Below are 18,535 nucleotides of genomic sequence, written 5' to 3' on the forward strand. Positions count from 1 at the left end.
GTTCACGCAGTGCCGGATTCAGCTCACGCGGATGCCGGATTCAGCTCACGCGGATGCCGAGTTCAGCTCACGCGGATGCCGAGTTCAGTTCACGCGGGTATAGGTCACGTGGCCGCTGACATCGAGGTCCCGGACGATCTGTCCGGCCGACAGTCGCAGCACCTGGGTGGCCTGCGGCGAACACAGTGAGCCCCCGCTCGTGGTCACGCCGTTGCCCACGGTGATATCGGCTGCCGTGACACCGACCAGCCGATAGTCGAAGGCGCAGACCAGGTTTCCGCCGCGGTAGATCGTGGAGGTCTCCACCACCTGGTTCACCTCGCCCTGGCGGACCGTGAGCCGGTAGTCGTCGGCGTTCTGATCGCTGGTCCCGACCCAGGTGCCCAGGAAACCCGCCGGAATACTGCCCGCGGGCATCGGCGCGGCCGCGGCGGCGGAGGTCGCCGTCAGCACGGACGCGGCGGCCGGCCCGGCGGCCATGGTCTGCACCGGAGCGGACACCGGCGCACCGGAACTGCCGTGACTCTCCAGTTCGTAAGCCACCACGAAGCCGCCGCCGGCCAGCACCACGGCGGCCGCACCAGCGAGTACCGCCGCGAGCACCCGCCCGCGTCCTTCGTTCCGTACCGGAGGCGCCGGCGCCGGGATCGGTTCCGGCGGCGGCAGATACGGGTCGAAAGATCCCTGCGCGCGCACGGTGACCGCCCGCCGCGCCGGGTCCACCGGCGGCGTGGTGATCGGCCGCGGCCCGGTGAAATACGGGACGTGCTCGACGGTCGCCGGACCCGACATCGCCTCCCACGCCGCATCGACGAAATCGGCACAGCCGGCGAACCTTTGCGCCGGATTCTTGGCCAGCGCCCGATCGAAGACCGAGTCCAGACTCCGGGGCAGGTCCGGACGGACCTGTGTCACGCGCAGCGGCGGTATCTGGGTGTGTGCGATCACCCAGCCCCCGAGGTCCTTCGCCATGAACGGCCGATGACCGGTGAGCAGCACGAAAAGCGTGCAGGCCAGCGAGTATTGATCCGTGCGCGGATCCAGCGGGGCGCCGGAGACCTGTTCCGGCGAGGCGAAGGCGAAGGTCGCGGTGACACTTCCGGTGCGCGTGAGACTGGTCGATTCGTCCCGCAGGCGCGCAATGCCGAAGTCCGTCAGCAGGGCTCGCTCCACCCGCCCGTCCTCGGCCGGGGAGAGCAGGATGTTCGAGGGCTTCACATCGCGGTGCAGGACACCCTTGCCGTGCGAGTAGTCCAGGGCCGAGGAGACTCCGCTCGCGATCCGCAGCGCGCGATCCGGGGCGGTGCCGCGCAGCACATCGGCATCGGCGCCGTCCACGAACTGCATGGCGATCCAGAGCCTGCCCTCGTCGAGCCCGCGGTCGTACACGGCAACGATATTCGGATGATCGAAGCGGGCGGTGATATCGGCTTCCCGTTCGAAGCGCCGCCACTCCTCGGCATCGGCGTTCACGCCGTCGCGACTGAATACCTTGAGAGCGGCCAGGCGGGGTAGCCGGGGATGGCGGGCCGCGTAGACGGTTCCCGAACCGCCCGTACCGATGCGCCGCTGAATGACGTATCCGGCGATTACCTCGCCCGGTCGCAGTTCGGTCATGACCGCCACACCTACTTCGATGGCGCCCGGGAAATACAGTCGCCCAACAACATTATCGACCGCATGTCCGGGCAGGCGCGGCACAAGTACGAAATTCGAGCGCGCAGCACCCGGCCATCCCCTCGAGCGCCCAATACCCCGTCATCCCCTCGAGCGCGCACCCCATCATCCCGGCGCGTTTTGGCCGGGATCCACACCTCGAATCGGCAGCCGACCCGGTGGATTCCGGCCAAAAGCAGGCCGGAATGACGGGTTCCGCTTTCGGACACCGGAACAGCCGCGAACCGGCGCAGTCGAGTCGCGGGGGATGTCCGGGACGAGGGTGGATAGCATCGGACACCGTGCGCGAAGACACCCGAGCGTTTCAGCGAATCCGACTCATTGCCGTGGTATCCGGAATTCTCGGAATTCTGCTGGCGGTGTTGACGCCGATTCTGCCGGTCAAGCAGGACCGGCCGACCCTGCACTGGCCGCAGGGGGATACGCCGAACGTCGCCGCGCCCCTCGTGTCGTACGTGCCGCTGACCCTGGACGTGAATCTGCCCTGCCAGGTGCTGGCGGATCTGCCCAGCGGCACGTTGTTCTCCACCGTCCCGGTCGCTTCGGGGCAGGCGGTGAGCAAGGGCCTGGTCATCAAGGTCGAGGATGTGCCCGAGAAGGGGCGCATGCTGTCGGTGCTGCTGCGCCTCATTCCCTTGCTGTCGGTTCCGGTCGCCGACGTCCAGAGCTGCGGGTCGCTGAGCCTGCACTCGGATGCGACCGCGACCCAGGTGCAGCTCAGCGGTGTCACCCGGCAGGACGGAACGCCGTTCGCGGGCAAGGTGAATGGCGATACCCGGCCACAGGTGGTCGGCATGTTCACCGATCTGAACCGGGAGCAGATCGGAACCGCCGTGGCGACGGCCGATATCGACGCGCGCTTCACCTCCAGCCCGAGCTGGCTCAAACGCGGCGCGACCATCGGCGCGGTGCTTTTCACCCTGCTCGCCATGTACATGCTGCACCTGCTCGACAATCGGGACGGGCGGTGCGCGCGGCGCTTCCTGCCCGCACACTGGTGGCGCTTCCGGCTCGCCGATGCGGTGGTGCTGGGGACGCTGGTGGTGTGGCACTTCATCGGCGCGAACACCTCCGATGACGGCTACATCCTGAATATGGCCCGGGCCTCGAAGGTTTCGGGGTACATGGCCAATTACTACCGCTGGTTCGGAGTGGCCGAAGCACCGTTCGGCTGGCCGTACGAGGTGCTGTCGTGGATGACCCGCATCAGCGACTCCAGCCCGTGGGTGCGACTGCCCGCACTGCTCGCCGGAATCGTGTGCTGGCTGGTGATCAGCCGCGAAGTACTGCCCCGGCTGGGCTCCCGGGTACGGCGCGACAATGTGGCGGTATGGACTGCGGCACTGGTCTTCCTGGCCGCCTGGATGCCCTACGACAACGGCCTGCGACCCGAACCCCTCATTGCCGCGGGCGCCGTGCTGACCTGGTGCTCCATCGAACGCGCCATTGCCACCGGGCGACTGCTGCCCGCCGCGCTGGCCGTCCTCATCGCCGGGTTCTCGCTGGCGGCCGGGCCGACCGGGCTCATCTGCCTCGCCGCGCTCATCGCCGGATCACGGCCGGTGCTGCTGGTGATCCTGAAGCAGGCCAAGGGCACGGGTTCGGCGCTGCTGCGCTACGGCGCGCTGTTCGCGCCGGGCATTGCGGCCGGAACCCTGGTGCTGGTGGTCGTTTTCGGTGATCAGACGCTCGCCTCGGTCATGGAGGCGACGCGGGTGCGCACCCTCATCGGCCCGAATGTGGCGTGGTTCGACGAGCGCACCCGCTGGGATTCGCTGCTCATGCTCTCCCCCGACGGCTCGCTCGCCCGGCGGTTCGGCATTCTCGCCATGCTGCTGTGCCTGCTGGTCTGCGTCATGGTGATGTTGCGCAAGAACGGGCGTATTCCGGGCACCGCGCGTGGACCGGCGGCCCGCATTCTCGGCATCGTCTTCATGTCGCTGTTCCTGATGATGTTCACGCCCACCAAGTGGACGCACCACTTCGGCGTGTACGCCGGACTCGCGGGATCGGTGGCCGCGCTGGCGGCGGTCGCGGTGGGCGTCAACGGGATTCGCTCACCACGCAATCGCACACTGTTCACGGCGGCGGTGTTCTTCCTGCTGGCCATCACCTTCACCGGGCCCAACGGCTGGTGGTACGTGTCCAGCTACGGCGTGCCGTGGTTCGACAAGGCGCCGCTCATCGCGGGCAAGGGTTTGTCCACACTGTTCCTGGGGCTGGCCATCCTGTGCCTGCTCATCGCCGCGTACCAGCACTATCGGGAGCCGTTCACACACCCGAAGCCGGTGCGGGCCTTCGACAAGTTCGCGAGCATGCCGCTCACCATCGCGGCGGCGCTGCTGGTGCTGTTCGAGGTGGCCTCGCTGGCCAAGGCGGCCGTCACCCAGTACCCGGCGTACTCCATTGCCAAATCGAATATCGATGCGATGACCGGGGATTCGTGCGCACTCGCCAATGACGTGCTGGTGGAGACGAATACCGCCGACTCACTGCTGCAACCGTGGACCGGCGCGGCCGCCGACGGATTGTCCGCGGAGAACACCGGATTCACCGCGAACGGCGTCGCCACCGACCTCACCGCCGATGCGGAGGAGACCGTCAGTGGCGGGGCCAACTCGGTGGGCAAGAACTCCAGCAACAAGACCACGAACACCACCGGAGCGGGCACCGGCGGCGGCACCGACGCGCAGGCCGGCATCAACGGCAGCACCGTCGCACTGCCGTACGGTTTGGACCCGGCGCGTACACCGGTCCTGGGCAGCTACACCAGCGACGAACAGAACCCGGCCAAGCTCACCACCAACTGGTACCAGGTCGATCTGTCCGAGAGCATCCGCAATGATCCCGCCTACAAGGTGCTCATCGTGACCGCGGCCGGGCGCATCCGATCCTTCACCAAGGACGGGGTGGAAACCTACGGTCAGGACCTGTTCGTCGAGTACGGCACCCGCGCCGCCGACGGCAGCATGACGAATGTCGGACGCATCCGGCCCACCGATATCGGGCCGAACCCGTCCTGGCGCAATCTGCGGGTCCCGCTCGACCAGATTCCCGTGGGCGCCAACAGTGTTCGCCTGGTCGCCAATGACCCGGACATCACGCCCAAGCAGTGGCTGGCCGTCACACCGCCGCGCCTGCCCCGGCTGGAATCGCTGAATACCCTTGTCGGGCACACCGATCCGGTACTGGAGGACTGGCACGTCGGGCTCGCCTTCCCGTGCCAGCGGCCGTTCGATCACCACGACGGTGTCGCCGAGGTCCCGGACTGGCGCATCCTGCCCGACCGGGTCGGCGCGGACGCCTCGAATGCGTGGCAGGACGATATCGGCGGCGGGCCGCTCGGCTGGACCGGGCTGCTGCTGAAATCGGAGAGCATCCCGTCATACCTGAATCACGACTGGGGACGGGACTGGGGTTCGCTGGAGAAGTTCAGTCCGTATGCCCCGGACGCGAAGCCCGCACAGCTGTCGGTGACGGTGCAGACACGTTCCGGTCTGGCGAAGGATGCGCCGATCCGGGCTCGGTAAAAGTCGACGCTGATCTCGTAACTTCGGGGTAACTCCCCGGGTACCCCCAAAACTGGTGTTGCACCTGACCGCCAGCACGGCGAATGAGACTGTTGTGGCTCTCACCTGTGCGCCAAAGGTTCGGAGAGGCGGAACAGATCTCGCAAGTTCGGGGTAACTCCGGGGGTACCCCCAAAATCGGCTCGGCCCCTGACCGGCGCCACGCGTCCCCAACAGTCAACGGCTCCCAGGCCGCGCGCTAAAGGTTCGGGGAGGCGGGGGAGCCTATACGATCTGCAATCGTGCCCGACGCCTCCGCTGTCCTGAGCAAACCGCCAACGCCGCCAACAACCACGGCGACGCCGCGTGACTATCGCATCGCGAAGTTGATCGCGATCGTCGCCGGTGTGCTGGGAGCGCTGTTCGCCGTGGCGACGCCGTTCCTTCCGGTTGTGCAGACCACCGCGGCGGTGAACTGGCCGCAGGGCGGGACGCTGGGCAATATCGACGCACCGCTGATGTCGCAGGTGCCGCTCGATCTGTCCGCCACCATTCCGTGTTCAGCGGTGCAGCAACTGGATCCGCGCGGCGGCATCCTGCTGGCCACCGCGCCGCCACAGGGCAAGGGCGCGGACCTGGAGGGGCTGTTCGTCCGGGTGTCCGGCGAGACCGTCGACGTGCTCGATCGCAATGCCGTCGTGGCGTCGGCGCAGCGGTCCGAGATGAACGACTGCTCGCAGATCGTCATCACCTCCGACGACAAGCGCACCTACGCGAAGTTCGAGGGGCTCACCCACAGCGTGGAGAAGACCACCGCGGACGGCGGCCGCGAGCTGGTCACCGTGCCCGTCGACGGGCAGCTGCTCGGCGATCTGCGGCCGCAGGTGGTCGGCGTCTACACCGATATGAAAGGCGGGGTCCCGCAGGGCCTTTCCTTCCACATGAATGTGGACTCGCGGTTCTCCTCCAGCCCGACCGTGCTCAAGTGGGTCGCCATGGGCGCGGCCGCGCTGCTGACGCTGCTGGCCATGGGTGCGCTCGCCGCACTCGACACCAGTGACGCACGCGGTCATCGGCGCATCTTCCCGCGGCACTGGCTGCAGCCGACCTGGGCGGACGGCGGCATTATCGGCACGCTGACGCTGTGGCATTTCGTGGGCGCCAACACCTCCGACGACGGCTACATCCTCACCATGGTGCGGGTCGCTCCGCACGCGGGCTATATGGCCAATTACTTCCGCTGGTTCGGCGTGCCGGAGGCGCCGTTCGGCTGGTACTACTACGTGATCCAGGCCTTCGCCGAAATCTCCACCGCGAGCCCGTGGGTGCGCATTCCGGCGCTGCTGTGCGGCATTCTCTGCTGGCTGGTCATCAGCCGCGAGGTGGTGCCCCGGCTCGGGCGCGGGGTCGCGACCTCCAAGGTGGCGCTGTGGACCGGCGGCCTGGTGTTCCTGGCCTTCTGGCTGCCCTACAACAACGGCCTGCGCTCGGAGCCGATCGTGGCGCTCGGCGCGCTGCTGACCTGGGTCTCCATCGAAAGGGCCATTGCCACTTCACGACTGCTGCCCGCGGCGGTCGCGGTGCTGGTCGCGGCGTTCACGCTGGCGGCGGCCCCGACCGGGCTCATGTGTGTGGCGGCGCTGCTCGCCGGTATCCGGCCACTGGTGAAAATCGTGGTGCGGCGACGCAAACAGTTCGGTGATCTCGCGCTGCTCGCACCGATAGCCGCGGCCGGATTCCTGGTATTGGTGGTCGTTTTCGGCGATCAGACCTTCGCCGGAATCATGGAGGCCAACCGGGTGCGCCAGAACATCGGCCCCAACCTGGCCTGGTACGAGGACTACCTGCGCTACTACTACCTGTTCGTGGAAACCGTGGACGGTTCGCTGGCGCGGCGGTTCGCCTTCCTCGTCATGATCCTGTGCCTCATCACCACGCTGCTGGTACTGCTGCGCCGGCGGCAGGTGCCGGGCATCGCCTCCGGGCCGACCTGGCGACTGCTGGGCGTGGTGTTCGGAACCATTTTCTTCATGATGTTCAACCCGACCAAGTGGACGCACCACTTCGGCTCCTATGCGGGTATCGCGGGTGCGCTGGCGGCGGTGACCGCGGTTGCGGTGTCGGCCACGGCCTTGCGGTCGCGCAAGAATCGGTCGGTCTTCCTGGCCGGGCTGATGTTCACGCTCGCACTCGCGTTCTCCGGCATCAACGGCTACTGGTACGTATCCAGCTACGGCGTGCCGTGGTACGACAAGCGGGTCTCGCTGCATGGGCACGAGGCCAACACGCTCATCCTGCTGCTGTTCGGGCTGGCGCTGGCGGTGGTCGGCTGGCAGTCGCTGCGCGAGGGCTATGCCAAGCCCATGGAGAACGGAAAGACTCAGCGCGGCAAGCGGGTTCGCCGTTTCGCCGCGATCCCGCTGACCGTCGTCGCCGCGCTCATGGTGGCCTTCGAGGTGCTGTCGCTGGTCAAGGGCGCGGTCACCCAGTACCCGGCCTACTCGCTGGCGCGCTCCAACTTCGACGCCCTCTCCGGTAAGAGCTGCGGGCTCGCCAATGACGTACTGGTGGAACCGAATCCGAACGGCGGCAATCTGCAGCCGATCATCGATCCGGCACATCCGCCGCTGAACGGCGATCCGCTGGCCGGCGCAGATCCGGTCGGCTTCTCCCCCAATGGAGTTCCCGACAAGCTGGACGCCGACAGCGTCGAGGTGAAGCCGGGTACCGGCAATACCTCCAACCAGACCGTCGGCCCCGCCTTCGAAAAGGGCCAGAACGCCGGCACCGGCGGCGGCAAGGGCTCCGAAGGCGTCAACGGCTCCACCGTGGCACTGCCGTACGGCCTGGACCCGGCCACCACACCGGTCATGGGCAGCTGGCAGGACGGCGTGCAGCAGCCCGCCACCCTCATCTCCAGCTGGTACAAACTGCCTGCGCGGTCGGCTGATTCACCGCTCATCGTCATCTCGGCGGCGGGGCGCGTCATGTCCTACGACGAGACCGGCAATATGACCTACGGCCAGACCCTGCTGGTCGAGTACGGGCATCAGAACCCGGACGGCAGCGTTTCCGAACTGCCCGGCAACTACCGGCCGTTCGATATCGGCCCGGCGCCGTCCTGGCGCAACCTGCGGGTACCGGTGGACGCGCTGCCCGGCAACGCCGATGTGATCCGCATCCACGCCATCGATCCGATTCTCATCGGCGATCAGTGGCTGGCCTTCACGCCGCCGCGGGTACCGAAGTTGCAGTCGCTCAACGGCTTCCTCGGTTCCGAGCAGCCGATCCTGGAGGACTGGGCGGTCGGTCTGCAGTTCCCGTGCCAGCGGCCCTTCGACCACCGCTACGGCGTGGCCGAGGTCCCGAACTACCGCATCCTGCCGGACCGGCCGCTGGCCGTCAGCTCCACCAACACCTGGCAGGCCGAGGAGAACGGCGGCCCGCTCGGCTTCACCGAAATGCTGGCCGACTCCAAGACCATCCCCACCTATCTGAAGGACAACTGGGGACGGGACTGGGGTTCGCTGGAGAAGTACGAGCCGTACTACCCGGCCAAGGCCGCCGAGCTGGAGACCGGCACGACCGACCGCTCCGGGTTCTGGTCACCGGGCAAGCTCCGGGTGTTCTAGGCACTGACTGAACCGTGCGGCGGCCGTCGGCATCATGCCGGCGGCCGCTTCCGTTTCTGCGCGGCCGCAGGGTTCCAGCCACCCGTTGTGGGTGTGACCCACGTCAACCGGGAGACTGGTCCCATGGTGAACATTCAACTCGGCGACGTAGCAACCTGGTACGACGTCCACGGTGACGGCGAATCGGTGGTGCTGCTGCACGGCGCTTTCGTCGATTCGCGAATGTTCGCACCCGCCATGCCTTCCCTGGTCGGGCGCTTCCGGGTGTACAAGACGGACCGCCGCGGGCACGGGCACACACCGGATGTGGCAGGCCCGCTGTCCTATGACGTGATGGCCGAGGACACCATCGCCTTCCTGGAGAAGGTCGTCTGCGAGCCCGCGCACCTGATCGGCCACAGCGATGGCGCGAATGTGGCGCTGCTGGTCGCGCTGCGCCGCCCGGACCTGGTCCGGAAACTGGTTCTGATCAGTGGAAACTTCCACTACGACGGCATTCTGCCCGGCGTGCTCGACGGTTTCGAAGACCCGGAGACGCTGCGCTACCTGGCTGCGAATTACGGCGAAGTGTCCCCCGACGGGGAAGACTATTTCCCGATCGTCGCGCGCAAGCTGGCCGAAATGTGGGAAACGCAGCCCGACCTCACCCCCGAGGACCTGCATTCGATTTCGACGCCCACGCTCGTTATGGCCGGCGACGACGATTCGGTTTCCCTGGAACACACCCTCGCCCTCTACCGGGCGATCCCCCATTCCGAACTCGCCATCATCCCCGGGACCTCACACCTGCTCGTCATGGAGAAGCCGAACGAGATCTACCCGCAGATCGCCGGCTTCCTCTCCCATGACCCGGTCCCGACGCGACTACCCATTCGCCGCGCCGCTCCGGCCTAGTTGTCGCCGCGGAATCGACTCGTCCCACCGTCGTGGGGCTGAGTCGCCTCCCGCACTGCGAATGTCTCAGTGTTCGGTGTGAGAAACCCATTCGTAGACCGGCAAACTGCCCTCCGGTGTGTCCTCCCACCGAGGTGTCACCTTGAACCTTTCGTACCCCCCACCGTGCGCCACCCGCAGTTCGATCCCCGGCGGCGTAATAGGCACAATCCGCTGTTCCAGCCCGTCAGGTCCGCCTTCGAGCAATGCCTTAGGTGAGCTACTCATAGCTGAAGGCTCTCACATTCGAGCCGGACGACCGATCGATTCCGAGCAATCGGCGAGCCGTGTTTCACCCCCGCCGCACCCTCCCGCAGCTATGGCGTGTCATCGAGTGTTCGCACTGCCAATTGGTCGGCAATCCAGTCGACATCGGTCAATTCGCTTCCGATGGTGTCGATCAGATCGACAAGTGCCTGACCGCGAATTCCAACGGTCAGCTGATAGCGGCCGAGCAACAGAAGTACCGCCAGCCACGCGGTCTGCTTGTTGCCATCTCGGAACGGGCAATCTCGGATCACCGACTGGAACAGCGCGGCGGCCTTCAGCGCTGGTGTCGGATACGCCTGCTTCCCTAAGACCACGGCATCCGGCCGGGTCGCAGCGGCAGCAACCAGCCCGAGATCGCGAATCCGGCCCTGCCCCTCAGTTACTCGAAGATTGCATTTGATGAGCGCTTCCGGTCGCATCGGCTACTCGGAGTCGCGGATCATCGCCAGCGTATCGGCGTGTTCAGCCGTGAACCGGTCCAGCAACGCATCCTCTCGCCGCGCCTGAGCACGAGTAGTGACCCAATCACGTAGAGCATCGCAAATAGCGCTATTGAGGGAGACATTTCCGGCGGCAGCTTCAGCGCTGGCGGCAGCATGTAGATCGTCGGGAAGACGAAGATTCACGCTCGGCATAGCACCACTTTAGCACCACCGGCGTGTGAGGGGCGGGGATCAGAGGGGGAGGAGGTGGTGTTTGCGGGGGTTGCGGGGGACGGATTTGGCGCGGAGCAGGTGGAGGGCCTTGCGGATTTCGAGGCGGGTGGTGGCGGGGTCTATGACCGCGTCTATGTAGCCTCGTTCGGCTGCTACCCAGGGGGTGGCCACGGTGGCGTTGTAGAAGGCGATCATTTGCTGGCGCATGGCGGCTCGGTCGGCTTCGGGGGCTGCTTCCAGAGACTTTGCGCCGATGAGGCTTACGGCGCTTTCGGCGCCCATGACGGCGATGCGGGCGGTGGGCCACGCCAGGTTCACGTCTGCGCCGAGTTGTTTGGAGCCCATGACCGCGTAGCCGCCGCCGTAGGACTTGCGGATCACGACCGTCACCTTCGGGACGGTGGCCTCCACGAAAGAGAAGATGAAGCGGCCGCCGCGTTTGATCACGCCGATCTTTTCCTGCTCTACCCCGGGTAGGAAGCCGGGGGTGTCCACCACGAAGACGAGGGGGATTTCGTAGGCGTCGCAGAGGCGGACGAAGTGGGCGGCCTTATCGGAGGCGCGGGCATCGAGGGCTCCGGCGTAGACCAGGGGCTGGTTCGCCACGACGCCGACCGTGCGGCCGTCCACCCGGGCGAAACCGCAGATGACGTTCTTGCCCGCGGATTGGCCGAACTCGTGGAAGTCGCCGTCATCGAAGATGCGGATCAGGACCTCGTACATGTCGTAGCCGGCATTGTCGGCATCCGGAACGAGCTCGATCAACTCGCGGTCCGAGTCGGTGATCTCCGGCTCCAGACCGGGATTCACGATGGGCGGCGACTCGGAGCAGCTGGACGGCAGATAGCCGAGGTAGTCGCGGACCCAGGTGAAAGCCGCGAGTTCATCCTTGGCGACGTGGTGGATATTGCCGTACAGCGCTTGGCTATTGGCGCCGCCCAGCTCCTCGAGACTGACGTCCTCACCGGTGACCTCACGAATCACCTTGGGGCCGGTGACGAACATATAGGCCTCTTCGGTGGCCACCACGACATCGGTATTGATCGGGGCGTACACCGCACCGCCCGCGCACTTGCCCAAGATCATCGAAATCTGCGGCACCAGACCGGAAAGCGGCTCCTGCCGGCGGCCCAGTTCGGCGTACCAGGCCAGTGAGGTCACCGCCTCCTGCACCCGCGCGCCGCCGGAATCATTGATACCGACCACCGGGCAGCCGACCTTGGCGGCGAATTCCATAATGCCCGCGACCTTGCGGCCGAAGGCCTCCCCGACCGAACCGCCGTAGACGGTCTGGTCGTGGGAGAACACGGCGACCGGGCGCCCCTCGACGAGGCCGTGGCCGGTGACCACGCCATCGCCGTAGAGGGCCGTCTGATCGCCCGGGTTGCGTACCAGCGCACCGACTTCCACGAAGGTGCCCGGATCCAGCAGCATCTTGATCCGGTCGCGAGCCGAAGGGATACCCTTTTTGGCTCGCTTCGCGACCCCCGCAGCTCCCGCCGGTTCTCTCGCGACTTCCAGCTTCTGTCGCAAGTCTGCGAGTTTCTCGGCGGTAGTGCTCACTGGACTCCTCCCCTTCGGCAGAAACCTACTTTCGCAGAACCCGTTTCGCAGTGGGGCTATTTCGCAAGCGTGTCGATCTCGGACAATTTCTTGCTGAGGTCGGCGCCGATCACTCCGATGCGCGGCTCGTCGATGATCTGGAGGTGATCGCCCGGGATGTGGACGACCTCCAGATTCGGAATGTGCTCGTCCCAGCCACCATTCGGCTTGCGATCGCCAAATCGCGGTTCCAGTTCGATGATCCCGTCGTGGTAGCGATCTGCCAGGTAGAGAACCACCGAACCGTCGTAGCGCGAGGGAGTGACCTGCTGCAACGCGCGGCCTTCGATCCACGATGTGCGCTGGTGCTCGAGCACCCCACCCGGGATTTTCACTCCAGCGAACTTGACCAGCTCAATGATGATCTCGAGCTGCTCCTCATCGGACGCCGCAGCCAACTCCTCCAACTGTTCGCCATCGAGTTCGCCCTGGAAGCCGTACGTCTTCTGCGCGAACGCCTGGAAGCGCTTGATCCGCTCCAGCCGTTCCTCCGGAGAGTTGTGCTCATCCTCGGTCGGGATGGCCAGGTCGATGAGGCCGACGAGTCGAACATCCGCGCCCTCGGCACGCATGATCTGGGCGACCGTCAGCGCGAACACCGCACCCAGCGACCAGCCGTAGAACACATACGGTCCCTCGGGCTGCCGCTTGCGAATCTCCGGAATGTACTGGCGCGAACGCTCTTCGATGGATCCATCGACGCGCTCGAAGCCGTACATCGGGGTAGCGGCGGGAAGACGCTTCAGCAGCGGCTCGTAGACCAGCGTGTTGCCGCCCGACGGATGGAACACGAAGACGGGCAAGGCATCCGAACCGGCTTCCCTCGCGCGCAGCGTGCGCACGAAGCCTTCGACGTCGTCGCCGTTCTCCTGGTGTTGCGCGACGATATCGGAGATCTGCTCGATGGTTTCGCACGCACGAAGCTCCACAGGATCGAGCTGCGCTTTCGCTCGCTCCGACAGGCGCGCCACCAACTTGTCGAAGGTCGTGTCGTCCAGCGTAGGCAGCGGGTTGAAGATGCCCCCCGCCGACTTACCGGTCACCAGCGCCCAAGTGGCGAATGCGAGCCGCTCCGGCGCATTACGCGGCGGAACGTTGTCCTTGTCGGTCTCGGCGGGCGGTGGGGCGTCCTCGAAATCTGCCTCGGTGGTCGCCGAGTCCGCTTCGGCGGCTTCGGCTTCCGTGACGATCTCGGTAGCGTCAGCGACGACGTCGGTGTTCTCGACATCCAAGCGATCGGCCAGCGTCGGAACCGCGTTCTGGGTCACCCCGGGCAGTGCCGCCAGCGGATCGGCGCCCGCTGCCATGGCAGCACGCGCCGCGGCGACGATGTCCCCGTCGACCGAGATGTCTTCGCCCGCAGCCTGGCGCGCGGCCAGTTCTGCCAGCTGCTCACGGTTCTCGATGGCGTAGCGCAGCACCTTGCCGACCTCGAGCAGGCTGGCATCGCGCACCGCCTGGATCTGCAGCTGCGGAATGTCGAATTCGTATTCGACGCGGTTCTTGATGCGCATGGCCATCAGCGAATCGAGACCCAGCTCCATGAGCGGGATCTCCATCGGCAGATCCTCGACGGCGTAGCCCATGGACTCCGCGACGATGATCGCCAGACGCTGTTCGATGGTCTGACTGCCCTCGGGACTCCAGCGGTCACCGGTCACCTCGGCCACCACGACAGCGGCCGGAGCCGCGGCGACGGCCGCAACCGGCTGTGCCACAACCGATTCCGGCAGCGGTGCAACCTGGGGTGAGTGGGTGGGGGCAGACGCAGTGACCACGGCGTCGAACAGCGCGCGGAAGGCATTGCCCTCCTTGGCGTGCACGGACACCGAGGCACCACCCGGATGCGGGGTCAGCGTGGTGGTGAGGGTGCCGGCGGCCGGAACCGCACCGTGCGCGACGGACGCGCCCAGCGTGACATCCGAAAGCACTTGTGCGGCAGCGGCATTCACCAGCGCACCGAGATCGGTGACAATATTCGCCTGCACCTCCCACACGTGGCGGCCGTCCGGCAGCGCCACATGCGAGCCCGGCGCCCGGCTGCTGCCGGAGTCGGCGGACAGCGAAACCTTGGGCCAGTACTGCTTGCGCAGGAACGCGGTGCGCGGCACCTGCGCGTAATCGCCGTCGGTCAGCAGTGAGGACAGGTCCACCTTGTGGCCCTGCACATACAGCTGCGCCAGCGCGGAGATGACCGCAGCGGATTCGTCTTCCTTACGCTTGAGCGTCGGAATCAAAGCCGCATTATGCACACCGGCGGCGAAGGTGGTGCCCATTACCTGCATGAGCGCCACCGAGTTCGGTGCGAGCTCGAGGTAGGTGGTGATACCGGTATTCACTGCCTGCGCAATGGCATTGGTGAAGTACACCGCTCCACGCATATTGGTGACCCAGTAATCCACATCGTGCACCGGCGCGTGACCCGCGCGGAACACACCATCCTTGCGGACGGTCGAGTACAGATCGTGCTTCAGAACCGTCGGCTCCAAACCGGCCAGCTCGGCGGCCAATTCACCGAGCAGCGGATCCATCTGCGAGGTGTGGCCGGCGCCGCGGGTCTGCAGCACGCGCGCGAACTTGCCCTCTGCCTCGGCGCGCGCCACGATCGCGTAGACCTGATCCGGCGGGCCGCCGATCACGGTATTGGTAGGCGCGGCGTAGATGGCGACCTCGAGGTCCGGGTAGTCCACCAGGGCTTCCTGGATGGCCTCCGCCGAGTACTCGACCAGTGCCATATTGCGGACCTGATCATCGGTGATCATGGCTTCACCCTCGGCCATGAGCCGCGACCGCGCGCAGATGACGCGAACCGCGTCCTCCAGGTTCAGGCCGCCCGAAATGTACGCGCCCGCAACCTCACCCTGCGAGTGGCCGACCACGCCTTCCGGCTGTGCGCCGTGCGCACGCAGGATCGCGGCCAGGCCCAGCTGGATGGTGAAGGTACCGACCTGGCCGGTACCGATATCCCAGTCCTGCTCGTCGTCCAGGATGATCTCCCGGACCGAGTAGCCGGCCTCGTCCATGACGTACTCGTCGACCTGATCGACGGTCTTGCGGAAGATCGAATTCTCGTTGTAGAGCTGCTTGCCCATCTTCCGGTGCTGCGCACCGAAACCGGCCATCACCCACAGCGCGCCGCGCGCGGAAGGGGAATCGGCGGTGAAGACGCCGGTGCCCGGCTTGCCCTCGGCAATGGCACGCAGACCGGCGACGGCCTCTTCGTGCGTCTTGGCGATGACCACACCGCGCGAGCGGCCGTGATTGCGCTTGGCCAGCGAACGCGCCACATCGACGAGCGGAGTCGCCTGTCCCGCTTCCGATTCCAGCCAATCGGCCAGATCCTTCGCAGCACGCTTGCGGCGCGACGGCAGGTAGGCCGAGACCGGGAGGATCAGCGGCAGCGGCTCTTCACGATTCACCCACTCCGGTTCCGGTGCAACAACTTCCGGCGCAGACTCGGTGACAATGCGCTCGGCCTCGGCCAGCACATCGGTGTCCTCGTCATCGAGGTCGGCGCTCGCATCGACCGCGGCGGGGGTGGCCGGAGTCGGGACGTACTCCTGAATGACAACGTGCGCATTGGTGCCGCCGAAACCGAAACCGGACACACCGATGGTGGCAATGCCGCTGTAGCGCGGGAATTCAGTCGGCTGCTCGACAACCTTCAAATGCGCCGTATCCCACGGAATGTAGGGGCTCGGACCGGCGTAGTTGATGCTCGGCGGAATAACGTTGTGCTGCAACGCCATAACAATCTTCGCGAGGCTGGCCGCACCCGCGCCCGACTCCAGGTGACCGAAGTTGGACTTGGCAGAACCCAGCAGTGCCGGCTTGTCGTCGTCACGGCCACGACCGATGACACGGCCCAGCGCGTCTGCCTCGATCGGGTCACCGATCGGCGTGCCGGTGCCGTGCGCCTCGATGTAATCGACGCTGGACGGCGCGATTCCGGCATCCCGGTAGGCGCGACGCAACACATCTGCCTGAGCGACCGGATTCGGTGCCAGCAGACCGTTGGAGCGACCGTCATTGTTGACCGCGGAGCCCTTGATGACGGCGTAGATCTTGTCACCGTCGCGTTCGGCGTCGGCCAGGCGCTTGAGCACCACCAGCGCGCCGCCCTCGCCACGAACCATGCCGTCCGCGTCCGAGGAGAACGCCTTGATGTGACCGTCCTTGGCCACACCGCCATTGGCGTCGAAACCGAGGGTCGCCATCGGCGCGACCAGAGCGTTCACGCCGCCTGCCAGCGCCAGATCGGCTTCACCGCTGCGTAGTGCGCGGATCGCATCGTGCACCGCCACCAGCGAAGAAGAGCACGCGGTATCGATGGCCACCGAGGGTCCGCGGAAGTCGAAGAAGTATGAGGTGCGATTCGCGATGATGGACGAAACGCTGCCCATGATCCCGTAGGCCTCTGCCGACAGCGGCGTCTTGTCGTCGGATTGAGTGCTGCCGACGCCGAGCGCCGCGATCAGCATGAACTCATTGCCCGAAGAGCCGATGTACACGCCGACCTGCTCACCTTTGAGCGTGTTCGCCGGAATTCTGGCGTGCTCCAACGCTTCCCAGGTGAGCTCCATGGTGAGCCGCTGCTGCGGATCCATGCGCTCGACCTCGACCGGGGAGGTCGCGAAGAACTCGGCGTCGAAGCCCTTGATGACCTCTTGATCGAGATAGCCGCCCTTGGTCATGGCGTTCGCGACGGCTTCGGCCGCGCGCGGGTCACTCGTGAACTCGGACCAGCGGCCCTCGGGTAGGTCGCGGATACCGTCGCCGCGATTGATCAAGAATTCCCACGTGGATTCGGGCGTATCGCCCGCACCCGGCAAGCGGGTGGACAAGCCGACAATCGCGATGTCATGCGCCTCGCCCGGCGTGAATCCTGCGGTATAGAACGAATCATCGGCCGATTCGGCCGGAAGTTCGGGTTCCCCGTTGATGACTCGCTCCGACAGCGAGGCAATCGTCGGGTGCTGGAACACGATGGTCGGGTTGAGGACGACCCCCGTCAGATCCTCGATGTCACCGCCGAGCGCGAGCCCGTCCCGCGAGGACAAGCCGAATTCCTCCAACGGCCGGTCCGTGGTGATCTGCTCGATCGCCTGTCCGGTCGCGTCGGCGACCCAGCGGCGCAGCCACTCCCGCAGCTCTGCCACGGACATGTTCGCACCGGTAGGCGCCGGTTTCGCGGCACCGTCGGACACCGTCGGAGCATCATCGGTCATCGGGGTGGGGGACGTGCCCTCGTTCTCAGCCATCAGTTCCTCAAGTTACCTGTCTGCGTACGGTGCGCGGCAGTATTGAGTTTCTCGCCGTTCCGGTGAGAGCGGCGCTTCATGCATGAATGGCGCGGACCTGTTCGGGCCGCGCCACTCCACGTTAGATGCTCCGCGTCACTCCTTGTCAGGAGCATCGGGGAAGGCCTGCTGCGTGTAACCACCACGCAGCGTGCCGTCCAGGTACGCCATCTTGCAGGCGGCACGGGCGATCTTGCCGCTCGAGGTGCGCGGAATCGAACCCGCGGTCACGAGCAGGATGTCCCGTGCGGTGACACCGTGCCGTGCCGACAGTGCGCCACGCACCGCGTCCGTGATCGGACCCGGATCGGCCTTGCCGGCTCCGGGGCCACGCTCGGCCACGATGACCAGCTGTTCGGAGCCGTCTTCCGCGTCGTACTTCAGACCCGAATGACTGTCCGAGGCAAAGACTTCCGCGGGCAGCTGATTCGCCGGAACCGAGAACGCGGCGATGAAGCCGGGACGCAGCGCCTTGGAGGCCTCCTCTGCGGAGAACTCCAGATCCTGCGGGTAGTGATTGCGACCGTCCACGATCACCAGGTCCTTGACGCGACCGGTGATGTAGAGCTCGCCGTCCACGTAGACGCCGTAGTCGCCGGTGCGCAGCCAATTGCCGTCGGCCGGAACACCCTCGGCGTGACTGCCGTCCGCGACCCGGTTGACGATCCGGTTACGGAAGGTCTTCTGGGTTTCCTCGGCACGACCCCAGTAGCCGATGCCGACATTGTTGCCGTGCAACCAGATCTCGCCGACCCTGCCCTCGGGCAGTTCGGTCGCGCCCTCGGGGGCATCGACCGATTCCGGGTCCACGATGGCGCCCCACTGCGAAAGCGCCACATAGCCGCAGGAGACCTGGGCGATGGAATCGGGCGTGCCCGGCTCGACCTTCACGATGCGACCGGCATTGAGCTCGACGCGGTCGACGTAGATGACCTTCGCCTCGTCCTCGTGCCGGG

9 protein-coding genes and 1 pseudogene are annotated in these 18,535 nt (G+C 66.2%); 3 read left to right on the forward strand and 7 right to left on the reverse strand.

Features of this window, described 5'->3' with window-relative positions:
* Positions 1-84 precede the first annotated feature (84 nt).
* Positions 85-1,617 carry a serine/threonine-protein kinase gene (locus JWN03_RS24540; RefSeq protein ID WP_297619498.1) on the reverse strand — a complete coding sequence of 511 codons (1,533 nt, stop codon included), beginning with the start codon at positions 1,615-1,617 and terminating at the stop codon, positions 85-87.
* Between the two features lie 326 nt (positions 1,618-1,943).
* Between JWN03_RS24540 and JWN03_RS24545 the strand changes: the two genes are divergently transcribed.
* The 3 genes from JWN03_RS24545 (at position 1,944) to JWN03_RS24555 (ending at position 9,712) form a co-directional block, all read left to right on the forward strand.
* Positions 1,944-5,207 (forward strand): arabinosyltransferase domain-containing protein, encoded by a 3,264-nt coding sequence (locus JWN03_RS24545; RefSeq protein WP_441343050.1) that lies wholly within the window; start codon positions 1,944-1,946, stop codon positions 5,205-5,207.
* Between the two features lie 281 nt (positions 5,208-5,488).
* On the forward strand, positions 5,489-8,818 hold the full coding sequence (locus tag JWN03_RS24550) for an arabinosyltransferase domain-containing protein (RefSeq protein ID WP_441343046.1): 3,330 nt from the start codon (positions 5,489-5,491) through the stop codon (positions 8,816-8,818).
* A gap of 123 nt (positions 8,819-8,941) precedes the next feature.
* The gene (locus JWN03_RS24555; protein WP_297619504.1) at positions 8,942-9,712 is read left to right on the forward strand and encodes an alpha/beta fold hydrolase; all 771 of its coding nucleotides are present in this window, start codon (positions 8,942-8,944) and stop codon (positions 9,710-9,712) included.
* A 66-nt stretch (positions 9,713-9,778) separates the two neighbouring features.
* Here the strand turns inward: JWN03_RS24555 and JWN03_RS24560 are convergent, their stop codons facing one another.
* The 6 genes and pseudogenes from JWN03_RS24560 to JWN03_RS24585 all read right to left on the reverse strand — a co-directional run.
* Positions 9,779-9,979 (reverse strand): DUF5988 family protein, encoded by a 201-nt coding sequence (locus JWN03_RS24560; protein ID WP_297619507.1) that lies wholly within the window; start codon positions 9,977-9,979, stop codon positions 9,779-9,781.
* Positions 9,980-10,068: 89 nt separating this feature from the next.
* Positions 10,069-10,440 carry a type II toxin-antitoxin system death-on-curing family toxin gene (locus tag JWN03_RS24565; RefSeq protein WP_297619510.1) on the reverse strand — a complete coding sequence of 124 codons (372 nt, stop codon included), beginning with the start codon at positions 10,438-10,440 and terminating at the stop codon, positions 10,069-10,071.
* A 3-nt stretch (positions 10,441-10,443) separates the two neighbouring features.
* Positions 10,444-10,656, reverse strand: a complete 213-nt coding sequence (locus JWN03_RS24570; RefSeq protein WP_297619513.1) for a toxin-antitoxin system HicB family antitoxin — start codon at positions 10,654-10,656, stop codon at positions 10,444-10,446.
* Positions 10,657-10,695: 39 nt separating this feature from the next.
* Positions 10,696-12,240 carry an acyl-CoA carboxylase subunit beta gene (locus JWN03_RS24575; protein ID WP_297619515.1) on the reverse strand — a complete coding sequence of 515 codons (1,545 nt, stop codon included), beginning with the start codon at positions 12,238-12,240 and terminating at the stop codon, positions 10,696-10,698.
* A 56-nt stretch (positions 12,241-12,296) separates the two neighbouring features.
* A complete protein-coding gene (pks13, locus tag JWN03_RS24580; RefSeq protein ID WP_297619518.1) occupies positions 12,297-17,540 on the reverse strand; it encodes a polyketide synthase Pks13 in 5,244 nt (1,747 codons plus the stop codon).
* A gap of 135 nt (positions 17,541-17,675) precedes the next feature.
* Positions 17,676-18,535 (reverse strand): annotated as a pseudogene (locus JWN03_RS24585) (AMP-binding protein); the annotation flags it as partial.

This window comes from Nocardia sp. (assembly GCF_025465275.1).
Classification (GTDB): Bacteria; Actinomycetota; Actinomycetes; order Mycobacteriales; family Mycobacteriaceae; genus Nocardia.